16 protein-coding genes are annotated in these 20,499 nt (G+C 38.6%); 14 read left to right on the top strand and 2 right to left on the bottom strand.

Features of this window, described 5'->3' with window-relative positions; genetic code table 11:
* Positions 1–140: 140 nt before the first annotated feature.
* Together H4J63_RS16875 and H4J63_RS16870 are read right to left on the bottom strand one after the other, a co-directional pair.
* Positions 141–1,607: an FMN-binding glutamate synthase family protein gene (locus H4J63_RS16875; RefSeq protein ID WP_182197648.1), complete on the bottom strand. Its 1,467-nt coding sequence runs from the start codon at positions 1,605–1,607 to the stop codon at positions 141–143.
* A gap of 112 nt (positions 1,608–1,719) precedes the next feature.
* Complete coding sequence (locus tag H4J63_RS16870; protein WP_182197646.1) at positions 1,720–3,498, bottom strand: DUF885 family protein; 1,779 nt, start codon at positions 3,496–3,498, stop codon at positions 1,720–1,722.
* A 357-nt stretch (positions 3,499–3,855) separates the two neighbouring features.
* On the opposite strand from H4J63_RS16870, the gene H4J63_RS16865 reads away from it, so the two are divergent.
* From H4J63_RS16865 to mdoH, 14 genes are all read left to right on the top strand, one after another.
* The gene (locus H4J63_RS16865; protein WP_182197644.1) at positions 3,856–4,842 is read left to right on the top strand and encodes a GGDEF domain-containing protein; all 987 of its coding nucleotides are present in this window, start codon (positions 3,856–3,858) and stop codon (positions 4,840–4,842) included.
* An 83-nt stretch (positions 4,843–4,925) separates the two neighbouring features.
* Positions 4,926–5,681: a bifunctional demethylmenaquinone methyltransferase/2-methoxy-6-polyprenyl-1,4-benzoquinol methylase UbiE gene (gene ubiE / locus H4J63_RS16860; RefSeq protein WP_182197643.1), complete on the top strand. Its 756-nt coding sequence runs from the start codon at positions 4,926–4,928 to the stop codon at positions 5,679–5,681.
* Between the two features lie 11 nt (positions 5,682–5,692).
* Positions 5,693–6,373 carry an SCP2 domain-containing protein gene (locus H4J63_RS16855; protein ID WP_182197641.1) on the top strand — a complete coding sequence of 227 codons (681 nt, stop codon included), beginning with the start codon at positions 5,693–5,695 and terminating at the stop codon, positions 6,371–6,373.
* 9 nt (positions 6,374–6,382) lie between these two features.
* Entirely contained in the window at positions 6,383–7,987 is a 1,605-nt protein-coding gene (ubiB, locus tag H4J63_RS16850) for a ubiquinone biosynthesis regulatory protein kinase UbiB (RefSeq protein ID WP_182197639.1), read from the top strand.
* An 80-nt stretch (positions 7,988–8,067) separates the two neighbouring features.
* A complete protein-coding gene (tatA, locus tag H4J63_RS16845; protein ID WP_007579853.1) occupies positions 8,068–8,316 on the top strand; it encodes a Sec-independent protein translocase subunit TatA in 249 nt (82 codons plus the stop codon).
* Positions 8,317–8,321: 5 nt separating this feature from the next.
* Positions 8,322–8,654, top strand: coding sequence for a Sec-independent protein translocase protein TatB (gene tatB / locus H4J63_RS16840; protein WP_010554869.1), 333 nt, complete (start codon positions 8,322–8,324; stop codon positions 8,652–8,654).
* 48 nt (positions 8,655–8,702) lie between these two features.
* Positions 8,703–9,443 carry a twin-arginine translocase subunit TatC gene (tatC, locus tag H4J63_RS16835; protein ID WP_010554868.1) on the top strand — a complete coding sequence of 247 codons (741 nt, stop codon included), beginning with the start codon at positions 8,703–8,705 and terminating at the stop codon, positions 9,441–9,443.
* Position 9,444: 1 nt separating this feature from the next.
* Positions 9,445–9,963 (top strand): hypothetical protein, encoded by a 519-nt coding sequence (locus H4J63_RS16830; protein ID WP_182197638.1) that lies wholly within the window; start codon positions 9,445–9,447, stop codon positions 9,961–9,963.
* Positions 9,963–10,748, top strand: a complete 786-nt coding sequence (locus H4J63_RS16825; RefSeq protein ID WP_182197636.1) for a TatD family hydrolase — start codon at positions 9,963–9,965, stop codon at positions 10,746–10,748. The genes H4J63_RS16830 and H4J63_RS16825 overlap by 1 nt, the downstream gene beginning before the upstream one ends.
* Positions 10,748–12,601, top strand: coding sequence for a diguanylate cyclase (locus H4J63_RS16820; RefSeq protein WP_182197634.1), 1,854 nt, complete (start codon positions 10,748–10,750; stop codon positions 12,599–12,601). Before H4J63_RS16825 ends, H4J63_RS16820 begins: the two co-directional genes overlap by 1 nt.
* A 12-nt stretch (positions 12,602–12,613) precedes the next feature.
* A complete protein-coding gene (hemB, locus tag H4J63_RS16815; RefSeq protein WP_010554864.1) occupies positions 12,614–13,624 on the top strand; it encodes a porphobilinogen synthase in 1,011 nt (336 codons plus the stop codon).
* Positions 13,625–13,746: 122 nt separating this feature from the next.
* Positions 13,747–16,476 carry an ExeM/NucH family extracellular endonuclease gene (locus H4J63_RS16810; RefSeq protein ID WP_182197632.1) on the top strand — a complete coding sequence of 910 codons (2,730 nt, stop codon included), beginning with the start codon at positions 13,747–13,749 and terminating at the stop codon, positions 16,474–16,476.
* A gap of 330 nt (positions 16,477–16,806) precedes the next feature.
* Complete coding sequence (locus H4J63_RS16805) at positions 16,807–18,426, top strand: glucan biosynthesis protein (RefSeq protein WP_182197630.1); 1,620 nt, start codon at positions 16,807–16,809, stop codon at positions 18,424–18,426.
* Positions 18,398–20,359 carry a glucans biosynthesis glucosyltransferase MdoH gene (mdoH, locus tag H4J63_RS16800; RefSeq protein ID WP_182197629.1) on the top strand — a complete coding sequence of 654 codons (1,962 nt, stop codon included), beginning with the start codon at positions 18,398–18,400 and terminating at the stop codon, positions 20,357–20,359. The genes H4J63_RS16805 and mdoH overlap by 29 nt, the downstream gene beginning before the upstream one ends.
* Positions 20,360–20,499: the final 140 nt, after the last annotated feature.

The following is a 20,499-nucleotide window of genomic DNA, read 5'->3' as shown; positions in this document are numbered from 1 at the left end:
TTAATCATAATGTGCCCTCAAACAAGATTTGAAGATCTGATCATGACATTGAGATTTAGTTCAAAAAAATCCCCGCTAATTTCTTAGCAGGGATTTGTGTATAAGAGACAGCTAATCAGCGCCTTTTCTATTATTAAAATTTACTTATAATTTTCATAAATTTTATCAAGCGGCTCCGATAAACCACTTTCTTGCACTATACGTACGTGCTCACGCCTTAATTCGCGTGCACTAGTCACACCACAAGAATGAGCTATAAGCCCCGCTCCATAATGAATGTATTTATTATAGTTAGCTACTCGCTGCGCTTTATCAGCTACATTTAAACCGCGTTGCAAACGCTCGTTATGCGTAGTGATCCCGGTCGGACAGGTATCTTTATTACATTGCATTGCCTGAATACAGCCCAGTGCAAACATATGCCCTCGAGCCGATACAACAAAATCAGCACCGAGCGCTAACGCCCAAGCAACCTTTGAAGGAACAATTAATTTACCAGACGCGATTATTTTAATACGATCTCGCAGTCCATGTTTTTCAAGCATATTAACTACAAGCGGTAAACTTTCACGAAGTGGTAAACCCACTGAATCCATAAGCGGTTGTGGTGCTGCGCCCGTACCACCATCAGCACTATCTATGGTAATAAAGTCAGGTGCAGACTCTATACCACGATGGTTTATTTCAGCGAACAACGTTTCTAACCATCCGTAAGCACCAATTACCGCTTTAAAGCCTGTAGGTTTACCTGTCGCGTTACGCACAGTGGCAATCATATCTAGAATATCGGCTGGGTTTTTAATTTCAGGATGACCATTGGGGCTAATAGAATCTTGCCCTTCTGGTATGCCCCTAATTTTAGCTATTTCGGCGTTAACTTTGCGCCCTGGTAACATACCGCCTTTACCTGGTTTTGCACCTTGGCTCATTTTAAGTTCAAACATTTTTACTTGTTCGTGAGCCGCTATTTCTTTTAGTTTTTCGGTACTTAAATTTCCATGCTCATCTCGTGCACCATATTTAGCTGTACCAATCTGAAACACTAAATCGGCACCACCTTCTAAGTGATAAGGACTTAATCCCCCTTCACCGGTGTTCATCCAACAACCCGCTAGTTTTGCCCCTTTTGATAAGGCTCGTACAGCTGGCTTTGAAAGCGCACCAAAACTCATACCAGATACATTGAATAACGAGTTGGTTGTGTAAGGTGTTTTACAGTATGGACCCAAAGTAACATTACTCGGGTCGAGCGCTTCTTCGTCTAAAGTAGGAAATGCACAGTTCATAAACATAACCGTACCTGTTACTTCTAAGCTTTGCGTGGAGCCAAATGCAGCCGTACGGTCAACATCTTTTGCTGCACGATAAACCCAACTACGCTCAGCGCGGTTAAATGGCATTTCTTCTCTATCTTGAGCAAAAAAGTACTGTCTAAAAAACTCACCTTGGCGTTCAAAAAAATATCGAAAGCGACCAATAACAGGGTAATTACGTCTAATAGCATGCTTGGTTTGTGTTACATCTCGAATATAAAAAACGACAACGATTAAAACCAACAACCCTAAAACAACAATAAACATACTTGCAAATACATCAATACTAAACATTATAAAATTACTCACCCAAGGCCCCTTGATGACTGTTTTTAAAATAAAAAAGTGCTATACCACCAAAATGACATAACACTTTTATTTGTTCAAGGCTTTAACTGCCTTATATCTAATTCTGTTGTTTAGCTAACTCTGCTTTTATATATAAACGCACTTGTGTTTCAAGTACCGATAAAGGCACTGAACCATGGCGTAATATTTGATGATGAAATTCACGAATATCAAAGCTTTTTCCTAGCGCTTGCTCTGCTTCAATGCGTAAACGCTTAATAGTAAGCTCACCTATTTTGTACGAAAGCGCCTGTGCAGGCCATGTTATATAACGATCGGTTTCTGTTTTAACGTTATGCAACGAAAGCGCTGTATTTTCGCTCATAAAGTTCATGGCACGCTCTCTGCTCCAGCCATACATATGCATACCTGTATCAACAACTAAACGCGCTGCTCGCCACATTTCATACGTTAAACGACCAAAACGGCTATATGGGTCTTGATAAAAGCCTGCCTCTAAACCTAAATACTCAGAGTAAAGCCCCCAACCTTCGCCAAATGCCGAGAGGTAAGCATCACGGCGATAGCTCGGCAGATTTTCAAGCTCTGCATTAAGTGATATCTGTAAATGATGACCTGGCACGGCTTCGTGCAGCGTTAATGCTTCTAAAACATACAAAGGGCGCTTATCTAAAGCGTAAGTATTTACCCAATAATACCCTGCTTCATCATCTCGATTAGAGCCTGAATATCGACCGGTTGTGTATTTAGGTGCAATACTGGCCGGTACAGGTTCTACACCATAAGGTTTGCGCGGTAAGGTATGAAATAACTTAGGCAGTTGTGCATCCATTTTTTTGGCTATGTAAGATGCTTCTTTTAAAAGTTGCTCTGGTGTCGTGGCGTAAAATTGTGGATCAGTGCGTAAAAAGTGGATAAATTCGGCAAACGTGCCTTTAAAACCTACTTCTGCTATTACGTTTTCCATTTCACTACGAATTCGCTCAACTTCTTTTAAGCCAAGTTCGTGAATCTCTTTAGGTGTCATGTCGGTGGTGGTGTAGTACTTAGCTCTATTTTTATAAAACGCTTCGCCATTAGGTGTTTCTGATATGCCAATACTTGTACGTGCACCAGGTCGATACTGCTGCGTAAAAAACGCTAAATAATCTTTATAAGATTTTATAACCTCTTCTTTTATAATATTTTTAGCTTTTTGTTGTAGTGCTTTAAATTCACTTTCACTTAAACCAGCTGTGTTAGTTAAAAATGGTTTATAAAATTCAGACGTAGTTACATCGTCAACAATGTAAGCATTAATTGAATCTTCATAACCTTCTAATACAGCTCTAGGTTGAGTAAGCCCTGTCTCAAGCCCTTTTTTCATCCAATACATGTTTTGCTCAAAAAAGCGTGGAACTTGCGCCAATCGTGCAAGATACACTTGGTAATCTTCCGGGTTTTTATATTTAGAGCTATTTATTATGTACGACAAACCAGAATGAAACCCATATTCAGAGGTGAGCGGCATATAGTGCGCATTAAATACATATTCATCGACACTGTTTTGTACTTGAGCTCGAATAATATCGAAGTTAATTTGATTTTCATCGCTTAGCTTTTCAATATTAATAGTGTCTAATTCAGCAAGTAATCGCGTTTTATTTTTATATTCTTGCGCTAAAAATTCAGGGGATAAATTTGGTAATAAATAACCTTCAACACCACCTACACTATCGTAAGGGTTAATGCTTTCTCTATAATCAACAATACTTTGCGCTACTTTAGTAAATTGTTGATCTGAATTTTGCATGGTCATTTGGCATGCACTTAATGAGCACAAAACCGTGATACCAAATAAAGATTGGCGAAGTGGCTTAATTAAAAAATGATTCATTATAATGTAACTTGATAATGCAATAGATTTCATAAAACTATCGTAGGGTAAATAAATAGCAAGTAAATGAGACAAACTGACGCGCTAAAAACCTTACAAGCAGTAAGTGTAATTAAAGTACTACTTACGTTAACAGAACTAAAATCCAGTCTAATTGATGAGAAAAGCAGCGGTTGAGTCGTTAAAGTTAAATTTAAGTATCCTAACTCTCCTTTTTACTTTTAAATAGTTCGCATAACGATTACTGTAGTAAAAAATAATAAAAAGCTGGATGCATAACCGCCTCATGGAATGAGATATTTAAAATTTGCACTTATGCGTATTTAGTTGGTATTTAAAATGATGTTCCATGATTCCATGGCTATTGCTCAAGAAAAAATGACTAAAGTGTGTGTGTTTTTAGAGCGCTATGCACTTCCACCTACACCGCTCAATTATCACGTTATTTATATTTATACCAGCCAGGCTAATCTTAAGCTAAATAAAGTTTTAGACCGCGCTATTGCGGTTGAAGATAATATTGACAGTATTTTTATTGAACAGCTACATGCTGAGTTTTTAAATACGGGTCACACAGCGCAAGTCAGCATGATTCAAAACGTTGATGGTGTTATAAATTCACTTTCTCAAAATTCTCAAGCCACTGAAAAGCAAATAATTCGCTTTGCGGATCAAGTGAGCGAATGCCTACATTCGCTAGATGAGAACAACATAGAGCAAAGCCGTCAAGCGCTTGAAGTACTTCATAATCAAACCGCCGAATTACTAAACCAACATAAGCAATTTAAGCAAGAACTAAGTAAAGCCAAACAACTACACGAAAAAACACAAAAGCAGCTAACTCAACTTCGTAAACAACATATTATTGATAGCCAAACAGGGCTTTATAAGCGTCATTATTTAACGCAACAAACGCAAGTGTGGACTAATCAAAAAAAATCTATTTGCGCAATAGCGATTCAAATAGACAACCTTGATCACTTTACTAAAAATTATGGTGATATTATTGGTGAAGTCATTTTGAGTAAGGTAGCTAAGCAAGTGCAAAAGTATGTTTTTCAAAGTGGCTTACCTGGTCGCACAGCTAAAGATCAATTTACTGTTTTGCTCGCCGACATCGACCCAGATACGGCCAATGTTATTGCCGAGAAAGTACGAAATGGGGTCGAAAAGCTACGCTTTGTTAGTTCAAAAACAGGTATCAAGCTACCAAGTATTGGCTTATCACTAGGAATTGCTCAGCATCAACAAGAAGATGATTTTGATCAGTTAGCAAAAAAAGCATCTCATGCTGCTTTTAAAGCACGTTCATTAGGTCAAAGTAGTTACACTGCAGGGCAATAAATTACCTGATAAATCATATTCAAATTGCACCTACTATGTACAATAAAGTACACTAACCTCTATTGTCACGATAGAGATTAATCATGAACGAAACCGAACAAAAGACCACGCATTTTGGTTATAAAACAGTAGCCGAGAACGATAAAGCTTCTATGGTTGCTGATGTATTTCACTCAGTAGCTGCAAAATACGATGTAATGAATGATTTAATGTCTTTTGGTGTGCATCGTTTATGGAAACGTCAAACTATTGCAAGCTCAGGTGTTCGTAAAGGCCATCATGTACTCGATTTAGCCGGTGGCACTGGCGACTTAACGGCAAAGTTTAGCCAATTAGTGGGCGAAACGGGTCAAGTTATTTTGGGTGATATAAACTCATCTATGCTTAAAGTTGGTCGTGAAAAACTGCATAATCTTGGATTAGTGGGCAATATCGACTACGTACAAATGAATGCAGAAATGCTACCGTTCCCAGATAATAGCTTTGATGTGATCACTATTGCCTTTGGCTTACGTAACGTTACCGATAAAGACAAAGCATTACGCTCTATGTACCGCATTTTAAAGCCAGGTGGTCGTTTACTTGTTTTAGAGTTTTCAAAACCAGAGCATGACGTACTTAGTAAAGCTTACGATTTTTACTCATTTAATTTATTGCCTACAATGGGTAAGCTAGTTGCTAACGACAGTGAATCGTATAAGTATTTAGCTGAATCTATTCGTATGCATCCAGATCAAGACACGCTAAAAGCGATGATGGAAGATGCAGGCTTTGAGCAAACAACATACCAAAACCTCACAGGCGGAATTGTTGCGCTGCATCGTGGTTTTAAATATTAAGGCTAGCAGCTATGGCGCTTGAGAAAACAACAAAAAATAATGATGCAATGCCATCTGAGTTTTTTATGTTACCTAATTTTGTACTTTCGCTTATTGAGCGTGTACTAAATCAAGCACTTAGCCTTGACCCACAATTATCTCAAAAGCTAAGCGCAGTTAAACATCAGCGCTTAGTGGTTGAAGTAAGAGATTGGCAACAAAGCATCCAACTTGTTTATAGCGCTGAGCAATTACACTTATTCAGTGCTCAAAATAATGAGAACGCAGATTGTATGATCAGCGCAGACATAGACACGCTTTTAGCGCTTAAAAACCCAGCTATGCTTACCCAGTTAATTCGCCAAGATAAGCTCGACTTAGAGGGTAATTTAAATATTGCGCAAACTTATAGTAATGCGTTTTCAGGCATTGATATTGATTGGCCTGAACAACTTTCTAAATACATTGGCGATACCCCCGCTCAGCAGTTATATCTGCACTTAAAAAAACTAAAACAAAAGAGCAGCAAAACCAACACTAAAATAAGTACAATGCTTACAAGTTTATGCCAAGACGAGCTCGCAATTACTATTCACCCATTAGAGCTTGAGCAATTTAAACAAAAAAATAGAGAACTCAAAGGCCAAGTCGCTGCTGTTGAGCAGCGTATAAATACCTTGTTAAACTCTTTTTCACCTTCAAACACCCGCTAAGGATTTTTTGTGTCGACTGCACGTTTGTATAACATCACCAAAACATTACTTAGCTATGGGTTAGACGAGCTAATTCCAAAACATAAGATCCCTTGGTTTGGTAAAGTAGCTCGTGGCAGTTTGTTTTGGCTGCGCAATCAGCACAAAGAAAAACCTGCGGGACTACGTTTACGTTTGGCACTACAAGAGCTTGGCCCTGTTTGGATTAAATTTGGCCAAATGCTCTCTACTCGTCGTGACTTACTCCCTCATGATATCGCTTTAGAGCTTGCGTTTTTACAAGATCAAGTTCAGCCATTTGAAGGCGAACTTGCACAAGAAATCATAGAAAAAGCGCTCGAAATTAACGATATAAGTGAATTGTTTAGTGAATTTTCACAAACTCCACTGGCCTCTGCATCCATAGCGCAAGTACATACAGCAAAGCTTATTGATGAACAAAGCATTGAGCAAGATGTAGTAATTAAGGTTATTAGACCCAATATTTACGAACAAATTAATGCCGACTTAGCGTTAATGGAAAAGCTCGCTAAGGTACTTGCAAAAGTCCATAACGAATCAAAACGTCTACGCCCCGTTGAAGTGGTTAAAGAATACAAAAAAACACTGCTTGATGAGCTCGATTTGATGCGCGAAGGTGCCAACGGGATTCAACTAAAACGCAATTTTGAAGGCTCTGATTCATTATATATCCCTGCAGTTTACAGTGATTACAGCCGAAGCAATGTGCTGGTAATGGAGCGTATTTACGGTATACCGGTGTCTGATACGGATGCATTACTGGCGCAAAACACTAATATGAAATTACTTGCTGAGCGCGGCGTAGAAGTGTTTTTTACGCAGGTGTTTAGAGACAGTTTTTTTCATGCCGACATGCACCCTGGTAATATATTCGTCTCTCGCGAGCATCCTGAAAATCCAATGTATATCGGTATTGATTGCGGTATAGTTGGTACGTTAAGCAAAGAAGATAAACGCTATTTAGCTGAAAACTTTATTGCCTTTTTTAATCGTGATTATCGCCAAGTTGCACAGCTACACGTAGATTCTGGTTGGGTGCCACCAGATACTAGCATTGAAGAATTTGAATTTGCAATTCGCACAGTTTGTGAGCCTATATTTAATAAACCTTTGGCTGAAATTTCATTTGGTCACGTGCTCGTAAATCTATTTAATACTGCACGTCGTTTTAACATGCAGGTACAACCGCAATTAGTATTGCTACAAAAAACCTTATTATACGTTGAAGGATTAGGGCGTCAGCTTTACCCGCAACTCGACTTATGGAAAACAGCCAAACCCTTTTTAGAAGATTGGGTGAAGCAGCAAGTTGGACCGCTATCAGTACTGAAGCAAATGTATGCTAACTTGCCATTTTGGGCTGAAAAAATGCCTGAACTACCTGATCTAATTTACCAAAATTTAAAGCGTGCACCACACGCTCATCAACCTCAAGAACAAAAGGTATCTCATAAACCTTTAATATTGAGTTTATTTGGTAGTGCTACAATGATTATGGCAACACTTTGTTATTTACAGCACGATTTAGTAGCTGCAAGCATTGCAATAGCCTTATCCGCTATTAGCTTTATTGCAGCATGGCGCAACGCATAAACTGAGTGCTATTTGCGCTATTGGGCGTATAATTAGTATTTAAAATATACATTTAACCATTTTATATATTGGAGAAAACCATGGGTTTTGGTGGTATTAGTATTTGGCAATTATTAATTGTTTTAGCGATCATAGTTTTACTTTTCGGCACAAAAAAACTACGCGGTATGGGTGGTGATATTGGAGGCGCTGTTAAAGGCTTCAAAAAAGCAATGTCGGACGACACAGCGAGTGAGCAAGAAAAATCAGAGCAAATTCAACAATCAGAAAAAAGCACCGTTGACGACTCAACCAATACTGAAAAAAACAAAGATAGCAATAAGGTTTAATTAGTATGGGGATGTGGGAACTTGTTGTTGTTTTTATTGTTGGCTTAGTGGTGCTCGGCCCTGAGCGCTTACCTGTTGCTATTAGAACAGTGAGTAAATGGGTTAAAACCGCTAAATCACTTGCCAATTCGGTAAAAGCCGAAGTAAGTGAAGAACTGCGTATTCATGAACTTCACGAAAACCTTAAAAAAGCAGAACAACAAGAACTAAAAGACTTAAGCCCTGAGCTACAAAGTTCATTAACGGAGCTACAAAAAGCGGCTGAGTCAGTTACTCACAGCTACAAAAAAACACAACCTGATACATCAAATAACCAACAACTTGATGAAAAAAAGTGAAATTTATCTCTCACTTTGTGGTCAACTCACTACATGGTATAAAAAATAATGGCTGAGGAAGTAAAATCGGGGTTTGTATCTCATTTAATTGAGTTACGTGATCGACTGATAAAAGCGCTATTGAGCATTTTATTATTTTTTATCGCGCTGTTTTATTTTAAAGATAATATTTACGAACTTATAGCTGCACCATTAGTGGTTCATTTACCTAATGGCGCGACCATGATAGCTATAAATGTGAGTGACCCTTTTATAGTCCCTATGATGCTTACTTTTTTTGTTGCGGCTTTATTATCTACTCCATGGATACTTCATCAAATTTGGGGGTTTATAGCTCCTGGCTTGTACCAAAATGAAAAAAAAATGCTAATACCTATACTAATCTCAAGCGTTGTCTTGTTTTATGGGGGTATCGCTTTTTGCTACTTTGCAGTACTACCAATTATATTAGGTTTTTTTACAAGTACAGGTCCCGAAATGATGACTCTAGCACCCGATATCGCTAGCTATCTAGGATTTGTATTAAAACTATTTTTTGCATTCGGTGTCGCTTTCGAAATTCCAGTGGCAATAATGCTGCTATGCTGGAGTGGCGCAACAACAACAAAAAGCTTGAAAGAAAAACGCCCTTATATTGTCGTGGGTGTTTTTGTAGTAGCGATGTTTTTGACACCGCCCGACGTGTTATCACAAACATTATTAGCATTTCCGATGCTACTTTTGTTTGAATTAGGTCTAATTTTAGCAAAGTTTTATACCGCTAAACCACAAAAAGAATCTGAGGAATAAAATGAAAAAACAACTACTCTCACTATTGGTTTTATTAAGCGCACCGACTTTTGCTGCGCAAACAGAGTTTAATACTCAAGCGTTACAGGCATGTAGCTTTATTGAAAACGATTTTAACCGCTTACTTTGTTACGACAATACCATTGCAGGTAAATCACTGGTTAAGCCATCAGTAACAAAAATGCTCACACCACCAACGACTAACAATGTACCTCAAACAGCAGCTACAACACCAGTGCAAGCAATTGAAAAAACTGACGATTTTGGTTTAGAACATAAAAAAGAAGAACAAGTAGAAAAAGAAATTGAAATCAAAGCTATGGTTACTTCAGTTGATGAGGCTGCTTATGGTGAATTAATTATTTCGCTAGATAACGGTCAACAATGGCGTCAAATTGGCTCTGACAGCATGCGCTTAAAAGAAGACGATACAATTGTAATTAGCCGAGGTGCATTCAGCTCTTTCCTATTGAAGAAAGACGGTAAAAACCGCTCTATTCGCGTTAAACGTACTAAGTAATGTCATATACGTTAATTGATGCTGGAGTTAACTTAACTAATCATCAATTTGATGAGCAGCATCACGATGTAATTACCCGTGCCAATGAAGCGGGTGTTACAAATATGCTTATTATTGGTTGTGATATTGCAAGCAGTCAGCAATCACTTGATCTTGCAACAAAGCATCTTCAATATTCTACGGCGGGTATTCACCCGCATGATGCAAAATCAGCCACTAATGAACTAGAAGCACAACTAACTATACTTGCAAATAATAAGCATGTTATTGCTATTGGTGAGTGCGGTCTTGATTATAACCGTGACTTTTCACCTCGCGATGTACAGCGCAGTGTTTTTAGGCGCCAATTAGCACTTGCTGAAAAATTAGATTTACCTGTTTACTTGCATGAACGTGATGCAAGTGACGACATGTTAAGTATATTAAAAGAGTTTAATATTCGCGGTGTACTCCACTGCTTTACGGGTAACTCAGCAGCTCTAAAGCAATATTTAGATTTAGGTCTATATATTGGTATAACGGGTTGGGTATGTGATGAAAGGCGTGGAAAAGATTTACAACTGCTAGTGCCTAGCATTCCTCTAGATCGATTATTAATAGAAACTGATGCACCATTTTTAATTCCACGAACAGTTAAGCCAAAACCTAAATCACGTAAAAATGAACCTGCCCTGCTTCCTTATATCTGTCAAACGGTTGCACAACTTTATAAAATAGATGAAGAAGTTGTGGCCCGTAAAACTACAGAAAACTTTCACCGTGTTTTTGGTTTAGAAGATCGTTAATGGCCTATGCAAAGGCACTTTTAAGCCTATTAGTATTCCTTTTCACTTTTTGCTCTTTCGCAAACCCAGTAATAATAAAACACGATTTTAACTCTCAAAACATTAATAACCTGTATTACTCTTTTGAACCAACGTCGCTATTAAGCGCACAACAAAGTAGCCATATACAGTGGCAAAAAAACACAGGAAAACCCCTTAATTTAGGACTAGAGCAGCGTCCTGTATGGATAAAATTTAAAATAAAAAACACACTTAGTTATAATACTGAGCAAATATTGTCACTAAACAATCCTTTGCTAAACCACGTTCAAGTATATCAATTACATAACTCGCAATTACTTTCTTATACTCAAATTGGTGATGCCTACCCCTTATATAAGCGCAAAATTAAAAGTGAGTCTTTATTAGTTAAACTGCTCAGCCCTGCAAATAGCGAAACGCTTATTATAATGAAAGTGGCGAATAGTTCAGGCTTGCGAGTCCCTTTAACACTGTGGCAACCAGAAGCTTATTTGGCACACAAAGGAAAACTCAATTTACTCTATGGCTTATTGATTGGTTTTATATTTTCTTTGGGTGTGAGTTGCATAGTTTTATATGGTTTTTCACGTAAAGGTTATTTTGTTTATGCTGGGGTTATATCTCTCACATTAGGTAGTGTATTAGCCTACCTTTGTGGTTTTGGCTTAAGGTACGTTCATCCTAATTTGCCTGCATTACAGCAAGTTATGATCCCTATATTACTTATGCTTATCACTTTAATGTTTTTGCCTTTGCAGAAGCAAGTTTGCCATCCCAGGCCCTCTCTTCTGCTAACTATTCAAAAAGTTGTAGTTAACGCTTTAGCCATTTCGTTATTATTTATTTGGCTACTTCCAAACAACATAGTTACATTATTTTGTTTAATCACTACTCCAATCGTTTTAGGCTTTTATATTGTAACTACGTTTATGTGCGTGCGTTTAACGCCTTCTAAACCAAACAAAGCACTATTACTTGTATTGGTTTTTTTCTTGGTGGTAATGCTTTATTTTACTGTTGCAGTAATGGGCCTATACGCCTTTGACAGAAGTACGCTCGCATTTGTATTTGCATGCTTTTTTGGTTACACTTTTTGCTTATGCTACAGCGTAATGAAGTTATTTATTTTACAACGCGATGAAGAAGTAATTGCTCAACAAACCTTGATTGCTGAAAACACAGCACAAGATACACTACTTAAAGAGCGCTTAAAATTACAAGAAAAAACTCGCCAAGAACTTGAATCCCAGGTGGACGAACGCACCTTTGAATTACAAGTAACGCTTAGAGAGCTTGAAGAAAAAAACCGCTCACTTGAGTTACTAAATACTGAAGACGCATTGACTGGAATAAAAAACAGACGCTTTTTTGATAAAAAACTGGTAATGGAGCTTCGTCGCTCTCGTCGAGAACAAACGCCGCTTAGCATTGTTATGCTTGATATAGATCGATTTAAAAATATCAACGACACGTACGGCCATATCATTGGCGATCAAGTTATTAAAGCAGTTTCTGACCTTATAAAAGACCATTTAAAACGACCACTCGATGAAGTTGCCCGTTATGGCGGTGAAGAATTTGTTGTGCTATTACCTAATACCCCTAGTGAAGGCGCACAAGACATAGCTGAAAAAATACGAGCTGATATCTCAGTAAGTACTGTAACGGTTGCCAATAATGATATTCAATTTACTATTAGCGCTGGTGTATACACCAGTATTGCTGATGATGTTAGCAATCCTCAAATTTTTACTGAGTGCGCCGACAAAGCACTTTATTACGCAAAGCAACATGGCCGTAATCAAGTAATTACTTTTCCATTACCACAGTAGGAGCATATTAATATGGCCCAATCAGGATTAGACCTTTTTCCGTATACTCGCATGCGCAGAATGCGCCGCAGCGATTTTTCTCGCCGCTTAATGGCAGAAAACCAACTTAGCGTAAGCGATTTAATTTACCCTGTATTTGTACTAGAAGGTAAAAATCGTCGCGAAGCAATTGAATCAATGCCTGGTATTGAACGTCTATCGATAGATTTACTATTACTTGAGGCAAAAGAACTTGTTGAACTTGGCGTACCTGCTGTTGCTATTTTTCCGGTAACGCCTGCGGATAAAAAATCATTATTTGCCGAAGAAGCATATAACGATGATGGCTTAGCGCAACGTACCGTTAGAGCTTTAAAAGAAGCCTTTCCTGAGTTAGGTGTAATTACTGACGTAGCACTTGATCCATTTACTACGCATGGGCAAGACGGCATCATTGATGATTCAGGCTATGTTATTAACGATGTCACTACAGAGATTTTAGTTAAACAAGCACTCTCTCATGCACAGGCAGGTGCCGACATTGTTGCCCCTTCTGATATGATGGATGGTCGTATTGCTGCAATTCGTGAAGCACTTGAAGCAGATGGCTTTGTTCATACTCGTATTATGGCCTACTCTGCTAAATATGCGTCTAGCTACTATGGACCTTTTAGAGATGCTGTAGGCTCTGCTGGTAACTTAAAAGGCGCCGATAAAAAAACCTATCAAATGGATCCAGCTAACTCTGATGAAGCAATACGTGAAGTCGCATTAGACTTACAAGAGGGTGCTGATATGGTCATGGTTAAGCCTGGCATGCCTTATCTAGATATTGTACGCCGTGTAAAAGACGAATTTGGTGTACCTACTTTTGCTTATCAGGTAAGCGGTGAGTATGCAATGCACAAGGCGGCAATTGATAATGGTTGGTTAAGTGAGGAAGCGACTATAATGGAGTCTTTACTTGCATTTAAGCGTGCTGGGGCTGATGGAATTTTAACCTACTTTGCAAAGCAAGCCGCACAATACCTCGCTAAAAAGTAAATTTTATAACAAGGCGGTCAAACCGCCTTTTTACATGCATTTACACTTTTGTATTATTTTAGTCACATTTATTCTCTAAACTAGTGTCCCATTCTGGGATTTAATACACGGGGATAATAAAAATGTTTAAAACAAAAATAACACCACTCGCACTTGTTATAGCAAGTCTTAGCGCACCAGCATCCGCTGATCTAATCATTTCTGAATATGTTGAAGGAAGCAGTAATAATAAAGCGATTGAACTTTATAATAACTCCTCGTCGGAACTAACCCTTGATCAATACTCATTAAATTTATATGCAAATGGCAAAACTACAATTCAATCAACTCTTGATTTGTCTGGTACTTTAGCAGCTAACAGTACCTTTGTTATTGTTAATTCAAGTTCAAATGATGCACTAAAAGAAAAAGCCGATTTAGAACATAGTGTTGCTAACTTTAACGGTGATGATGCGTTAGTCCTAATGCAAGGTAGTTCCGTAGTAGATAGCTTTGGACAGCGCGGTGTAGATCCCGGTTCTTTTTGGTCTGAAGGCGCAGTACAAACACAAGATAAAACACTTCGTCGTAAAGACAGCATTACCGTAGGGAGAACAACACCAGATGCAGTATTTAACCCAAGCGAAGAATGGGTGCAGTTTGAAAAAGATGATTTTGATGGATTAGGTTCGCACGCAGGTAATGGTGGAACAACACCTGAACCAGATCCTGAGCCAGAACCACTTGTTCCACTTGTTTGTGGCGCAGAGAAAGTACTAATTAACGCTATACAAGGCGATAGTTCTGGAAGCCCGCTTGTCGATACTTTAGTAGAGTTTGAAGGTATTGTAACCGCAGACTTCCAAGATGATGATCAATTAAAAGGCTTTTTTGTTAGCTCACTTGCTGCTGACATAGATGCAAATCCACTCACCTCTGAAGGTGTATTTGTTTATTTTGCAGATATTGACGTAAACGTAGGCGACCATGTACGTGTACAAGGTACTGTAGAAGAATATTTTGATGCAACACAGATCGGCAGTGTTAGCCAAGTTACCGTATGTGGCACTGGTTTAGCTGCAGCAGCTACAAAAATCACTTTACCTTTAGCTGATACAACTGATTTAGAAGCTTTTGAAGGTATGTTAGTTACATTAGAGCAACCATTAGTAGTGACTAATAACTTTGGCCTTGGTCGATATGGTGAAGTTGAATTAGCAACAGAACGCTTATATCAAGGTACTCAGGTTGCATTACCTGGAGATGCAGCTAATGCAGTTGAAACAGAAAATCTACTTAAAAAGATTTTACTAGATGATGGCTCTACAGTACAAAACTTAGACCCTACAGCCTACCCAACTCCAGGCTTATCAGCAGAAAATACATTACGCACTGGCGATACAGTTAATACGGTTACGGGGGCACTTGCTTATAGCTTTAGCCTTTACAGAATCCACCCAACTGTAGCACCTTCGTTTATTGCAACAAATGCACGTGAAAATGCGCCTGAACTTAATGCTGAAGCAGATTTACGTGTAGCTAGCTTTAACGTACTTAATTACTTTAATGGTGATGGCCAAGGCGGAGGGTTCCCTACAGCCCGAGGTGCAGATTCAGAAGCTGAATTTACTCGCCAAGAAGCTAAAATTGTAAGTGCCATTAGCGCTATCCAGGCCGATGTTGTTGGTTTAATGGAAATTGAAAATGATGGTTTTGGCGAATTTAGTGCAATTGCAAGCTTAGTAGATGCATTAAATGACGCTGATAGTGCTAACAACTATGCATTTGTTGATTTTAAGGTAGATCAAATTGGTACCGATGCAATTACTACCGCACTTATCTATCGTGCTAACAAAGTAGAAGAAGTAGGTGCTGCTGCTATTACGACTGAGGCTCCATTTGATTTTAGTAACCGTGCTCCAATTGCACAAAGCTTTAAATCATTAGAAACTGATGAAGTATTTACTGTTGCTGTGTCACACCTTAAATCTAAAAGCTGTGGTAGTGCTTCTGGAAACAATGCAGATTCAGGTGATGGACAAGGCTGTTGGAATGAAATACGCACAGAAGGTGCTAATGCATTCGCAGATTGGCTTGATAGCAAACCAACTGGTGTTGACGATGAGGATACTATTTTAGTCGGCGATATGAATGCTTACGCAATGGAAGATCCAATACGTGCATTTGCAGACAAAGGATATAAAAATGTAGTTGCAAAACTTGATGGCAATACACTTGGTTACTCTTATAGCTTCTCTGGTCGTGCAGGTAGCCTTGACCATGCTGTAGCAAGTGCATCGTTACTTAGCAAAGTAGTATCAGCTAAAGATTGGCATATCAATGCTGATGAACCAATTTCGCTTGATTACAACGTTGAATTTAAAAGTGATGCTCAACAATCTAGCCTGTATTCTGAAAGTGCATACCGCGCATCAGATCACGATCCTGTAATTATTGATATTAAATCTGAGGTAATTTTAACTCCTGAGGAACAAACACCAATAATTGCTGCTGACCAAGTTTTTGCAATTGATGAAAATAGCGCAATTGACACAATTATCGGCGCACTTGAATTCAGTGATCCGAATGCGGATGTATCGCCAGTGGTTGAATTTATAGTGTCGGGTAGTGAGATAATTACAGTTAATGAACAAGGTCAACTTATTGTAACCGGTGAACTTGATTTTGACACTGAAGGTACAATTGCACTATCAGTGCAAGCGAAAGATAGCGTAGACAACGTATCTGAATCGGTAACGGTTACAATTAACGTCACTGAAGCGAGCTCTGATGATGACGATTCAGGTTCATTATTATGGTTATCACTTCTTTTAGCACCACTATCAATAGTGCGTCGATTTAAAAAGAAATAATTAAGTAAAATCTAAACATATAAAAAGCCGCTTTTGCGGCTTTTTTATTTTATACAAATGTAATTCAGACAAGCTTCATTAAACTCCCCGTAATATGTTCATACGATTAGTGAGTCTTCTAGTAATTAATCAGTAACAACTACATAAGATTGAGTTAATTTTACACAACAAAAACCTCAATGAGTTACGTATATTGGTTTTCCTATTGATAAATATGAACTTTTATAAGGGTTCACATTTTGCTTTAAGTAAATTAGAAGATACTTACAAAACAAAATCAATATTTACCCTAAACGTAAAAATAAGTCGTGTTTTTATAAAGGAATGAGAATGAAACAACTAACCCAAAACTTGCCTAAATGGCAAAAAAAGTCAGCACCACTACTGGGTCTACTTATTATTTTTTCGACTTGGGGCAATAGCAACCAAGCGATTGCTGCAACTGTTGATGTAGCAATTCCACAAAGTAGCTTATTTGATGTAATTAGCGCTCGCGCTAAAAAGTTAGCAAGCGAAGAATATGTTGCACCTAAAAACATCGAGCTTGAAGCACTAAATAATATTGATTATCAAGACTACCGTTCAATTCGATTTAAAAAAGACAAAGCGGTGTGGAAAGATGAAGGCCTGTACGAGCTGCAATTATTCCACCCTGGTTTTTTATATAAAACACCTGTAACAATAAATACTGTTGATAGCGACTCTAAACGTAGCCGCTTACCTTTCAGCACCAACTTTTACCAATACGATGGCACTGCTGCACCACTACAAGAAGAAATAGCTAAAAGTGTGGCGGGCACTCAACTAGGCCATGCTGGATTTCGCTTACATTACCCATTAAATACTAACGAGTATAAAGACGAAGTAATGGTATTTCAGGGAGCATCGTATTTTAGAGTCGTTGGCCCTCAACAAGTTTATGGCTTATCAGCAAGAGGCCTTGCCATTGATACTGCAGAAAATTCAGGTGAAGAATTTCCAATGTTCAAAGAGTTTTGGTTAGTTAAACCAAAGGCAGAGCAAACACAAATCACCATTTTTGCATTGTTGGATAGTCCATCTATTTCTGGTGCGTACAAATTTAGCGTCGACCCTACAACGAATATGCTAGTTGATGTTGATATGCAGATTTTTGCGCGTAAAGATATTAAAAAACTAGGTGTAGCACCATTAACGAGTATGTTTTATCACGGCGAAAACAGCACCAAATTTTTTGATGACTATCGCCCTGAAGTTCATGACTCGGATGGCTTATTGACTCAGTCTGCTGATAATAAATGGGTATGGCGTCCTCTTAACAACCCATCACAACTCAGCGTTACTTCATTTTCGTACAACAACCCAAAAGGTTTTGGGTTAGCTCAGCGAGATCGAGACTTTAATAACTATCTAGACACAGAAGCACATTACCACGACCGCCCTAGCCTATGGATTGAACCACAAGGTGAGTGGGGAAATGGTCGTGTAGAGCTTGTAGAAATACCAACTGATACAGAAACTAACGACAATATCGTAAGTTACTGGGTACCAGAAAAACCAATGAAGGCCGGAGATTCATTAAAATTAAGCTACAAAATGACGACCTTTAATTCAGTTTTAACTCAGCAGGAGAAAGCACGTGTACTACGTACAAGAATTGGCAGCGCCGCTTTACCAGGTGAGGACAACCCACCACCAAAAAGCCATCGCCAATTTACTGTTGATTTTACTGGATCAGAAATAAATTATCTGTCTGAGCAGTTAAAACTAGATGCCGACATTCAACTTACAACGGGCGAAGTAACCGACGTGAATGTACAAAAACTTCCGGATTCACGAGGATGGCGCGTAGCCTTTAAAATTGCACCACAGGACGATCAACCCGTTGATATGCGTTTATCGTTAAAACTACGTGACAAAGAAATTAGCGAGGTATGGAGCTATGTTTGGTACCCAAATGACATCAAGTAATAAAGGTAGGGGCACTCCAATGCCATTCAAAACACTAAGAGTATGGCTATTTGCCATTGCGGCACTTGGCACATCTGGCTACGGCATATATATTATGTTTGAGATTTTAAGCTCAAACGGTATGACACTACTTGAGTATGCTCTTTTAGTATTATTCTCAATCACATTTGCTTGGATTGTAACGGCTTTTTGTAGTGGCACAATCGGCTTTGTACTACAGTTATTTCGAATTGACCCGCTTACGTTAAAACGTATTAAACCAATTGAGTTCAATAACGAGGCAATTAACGCTCAGAAAACCGCCGTTGTAATGCCTATTTATAACGAAGATACCCACCGTGTTATCGCGGGCTTTGAAGTAAGTCTACAATCGTTAAAAGAAACTGGTCAACTTGATAATTTTGATTTTTATTTATTAAGCGATACACAAGACCCTCAAATAGTTAAAAACGAGCTAAGTGCATGGCATGCATTGTGCGAACGTTTAGGGGATACAGCAAAGCATGTTTTTTATCGTCGTCGCGAAGATAACAAACACCGCAAAGTAGGTAACCTAACCGACTTTTGTGAGCGCTGGGGAAGTAATTACGACCATATGATTGTGCTTGATGCAGATAGCGTAATGACCGGTAAATGTATGTTAGAACTTACTACAAGCATGCTAAACAACCCACAAGCAGGCCTGATCCAAACGATTCCAATACCTGTTCGTCAAGATACCTTTTTTGGTCGTTTTTTACAGTTTGCATCAGTGCTATATAGCCCGATGCTCGCTACTGGCTCAGCATTTTGGCAAACAGATAAAGCCAACTACTGGGGTCATAATGCAATCATTAGAGTTGAAGCATTTATAACGTGCTGTGGCTTGCCAACACTCAAAGGTAACGCACCCTTTGGCGGTGAGATTTTAAGTCATGACTTTGTAGAAGCATCACTACTTCATAGTGCAGGTTGGGATGTACTATTACTATCAGATATTGAAGGCAGCTACGAAGAAGTACCAAGTAATATTCTCGATTATGCTGTACGCGATAGACGCTGGGTACAGGGTAATATTCAGCACTTAGGTTTACTATCGTCATCTAAATTAAAATTAATGAGTAAGCTGCACTTTCTATTAGGTGCAACCGCTTATATTTCATCACTAATTTGGCTCTCAATGCTAGCGCTAAGTACTATTGATGCAGTAACGCGCGCATTAAATAGTGATGTGTACTTTAACCGTGTTTATCAATTATTTCCTACATGGCAAATAGCTAAAACCGATCTTATTGATTCACTCTTGTATTTAACTATTGTTATTTTATTAATGCCTAAATTAATGGGCGTAATAGTCACCCTAATACATAGAAACAAACGCTTTGGTGGTTCAATTAAGCTCATACTAGGTTCAATCATTGAAACCGTATTTGCTATTATTGTTGCGCCATTAATGATGGTATTTCATGCTTACTTTGTGCTTTGCGTATTTTTAGGTAAAAAAGTGAAGTGGGATGCACAACCGCGCGAAGGTCGTATGGTTCCGTGGAAAGAAGCGTTTGGTTATACGTTATTCTCTACTATTGTGGCTATAGCATGGGGTAGCACAGCCTACTACTTCACACCTGTATTCTTTTGGTGGCTATCACCTATATTATTAGGCTTAGTATTAGGTGCTCCAATTATCCGTTATACCAGTAGTATCAAACTCGGCGTACAGCTAAGAAAGTTAGGTATATTTATTTGCCCTAGTGAAGTTGATAACGACTCAACTCTAGAGGCGCTTAAAGTACATCTAAAAGGGATTTCCGTGCCAGAGGAAGGAACTTACCCACAAACAATTCCGGCACTGCCACAAGAGCATATGGTATCAATGCCTATACAATCTTTTAAAAAGCCACGCAGGCTAAAGATGAAAGCGCTAAAAGCTAAGGCTATAAAAAAGTTTAATTAGCGCGTTATAAAATAAAAACATCGAGTAGGGTGAGGCTTTTGCCTCATCCCTCTCACAGAACCGTACGTACGGGCCTCGTATACGGCTCCTGTATTCTTCTATCCCTTCGGCTTATTTTCTAAACGCCGATTGAGCAAGCC

This window comes from Pseudoalteromonas sp. 5Ae-yellow, assembly GCF_014077565.1.
In the GTDB taxonomy this organism is placed as follows: Bacteria; Pseudomonadota; Gammaproteobacteria; order Enterobacterales; family Alteromonadaceae; genus Pseudoalteromonas.
Note: the sequence above shows the minus strand (reverse complement) of the source record. Positions and strands in the feature narration are given on the sequence as shown.

Bases quoted from the DNA above. Each gene is read 5' to 3' on its own strand.
- hemB (WP_010554864.1), top strand. From the start codon at position 12,614: ATGGCCCAATCAGGATTAGACCTTTTTCCGTATACTCGCATGCGCAGA.
- tatA (WP_007579853.1), top strand. From the start codon at position 8,068: ATGGGTTTTGGTGGTATTAGTATTTGGCAATTATTAATTGTTTTAGCG.
- tatC (WP_010554868.1), top strand. From the start codon at position 8,703: ATGGCTGAGGAAGTAAAATCGGGGTTTGTATCTCATTTAATTGAGTTA.
- H4J63_RS16855 (WP_182197641.1), top strand. From the start codon at position 5,693: ATGGCGCTTGAGAAAACAACAAAAAATAATGATGCAATGCCATCTGAG.
- H4J63_RS16825 (WP_182197636.1), top strand. From the start codon at position 9,963: ATGTCATATACGTTAATTGATGCTGGAGTTAACTTAACTAATCATCAA.
- H4J63_RS16805 (WP_182197630.1), top strand. From the start codon at position 16,807: ATGAAACAACTAACCCAAAACTTGCCTAAATGGCAAAAAAAGTCAGCA.
- H4J63_RS16865 (WP_182197644.1), top strand. From the start codon at position 3,856: ATGGCTATTGCTCAAGAAAAAATGACTAAAGTGTGTGTGTTTTTAGAG.
- H4J63_RS16830 (WP_182197638.1), top strand. From the start codon at position 9,445: ATGAAAAAACAACTACTCTCACTATTGGTTTTATTAAGCGCACCGACT.
- ubiE (WP_182197643.1), top strand. From the start codon at position 4,926: ATGAACGAAACCGAACAAAAGACCACGCATTTTGGTTATAAAACAGTA.
- H4J63_RS16870 (WP_182197646.1), bottom strand. From the start codon at position 3,498: ATGAATCATTTTTTAATTAAGCCACTTCGCCAATCTTTATTTGGTATC.
- H4J63_RS16875 (WP_182197648.1), bottom strand. From the start codon at position 1,607: ATGTTTAGTATTGATGTATTTGCAAGTATGTTTATTGTTGTTTTAGGG.
- tatB (WP_010554869.1), top strand. From the start codon at position 8,322: ATGGGGATGTGGGAACTTGTTGTTGTTTTTATTGTTGGCTTAGTGGTG.
- H4J63_RS16810 (WP_182197632.1), top strand. From the start codon at position 13,747: ATGTTTAAAACAAAAATAACACCACTCGCACTTGTTATAGCAAGTCTT.
- H4J63_RS16820 (WP_182197634.1), top strand. From the start codon at position 10,748: ATGGCCTATGCAAAGGCACTTTTAAGCCTATTAGTATTCCTTTTCACT.
- mdoH (WP_182197629.1), top strand. From the start codon at position 18,398: ATGTTTGGTACCCAAATGACATCAAGTAATAAAGGTAGGGGCACTCCA.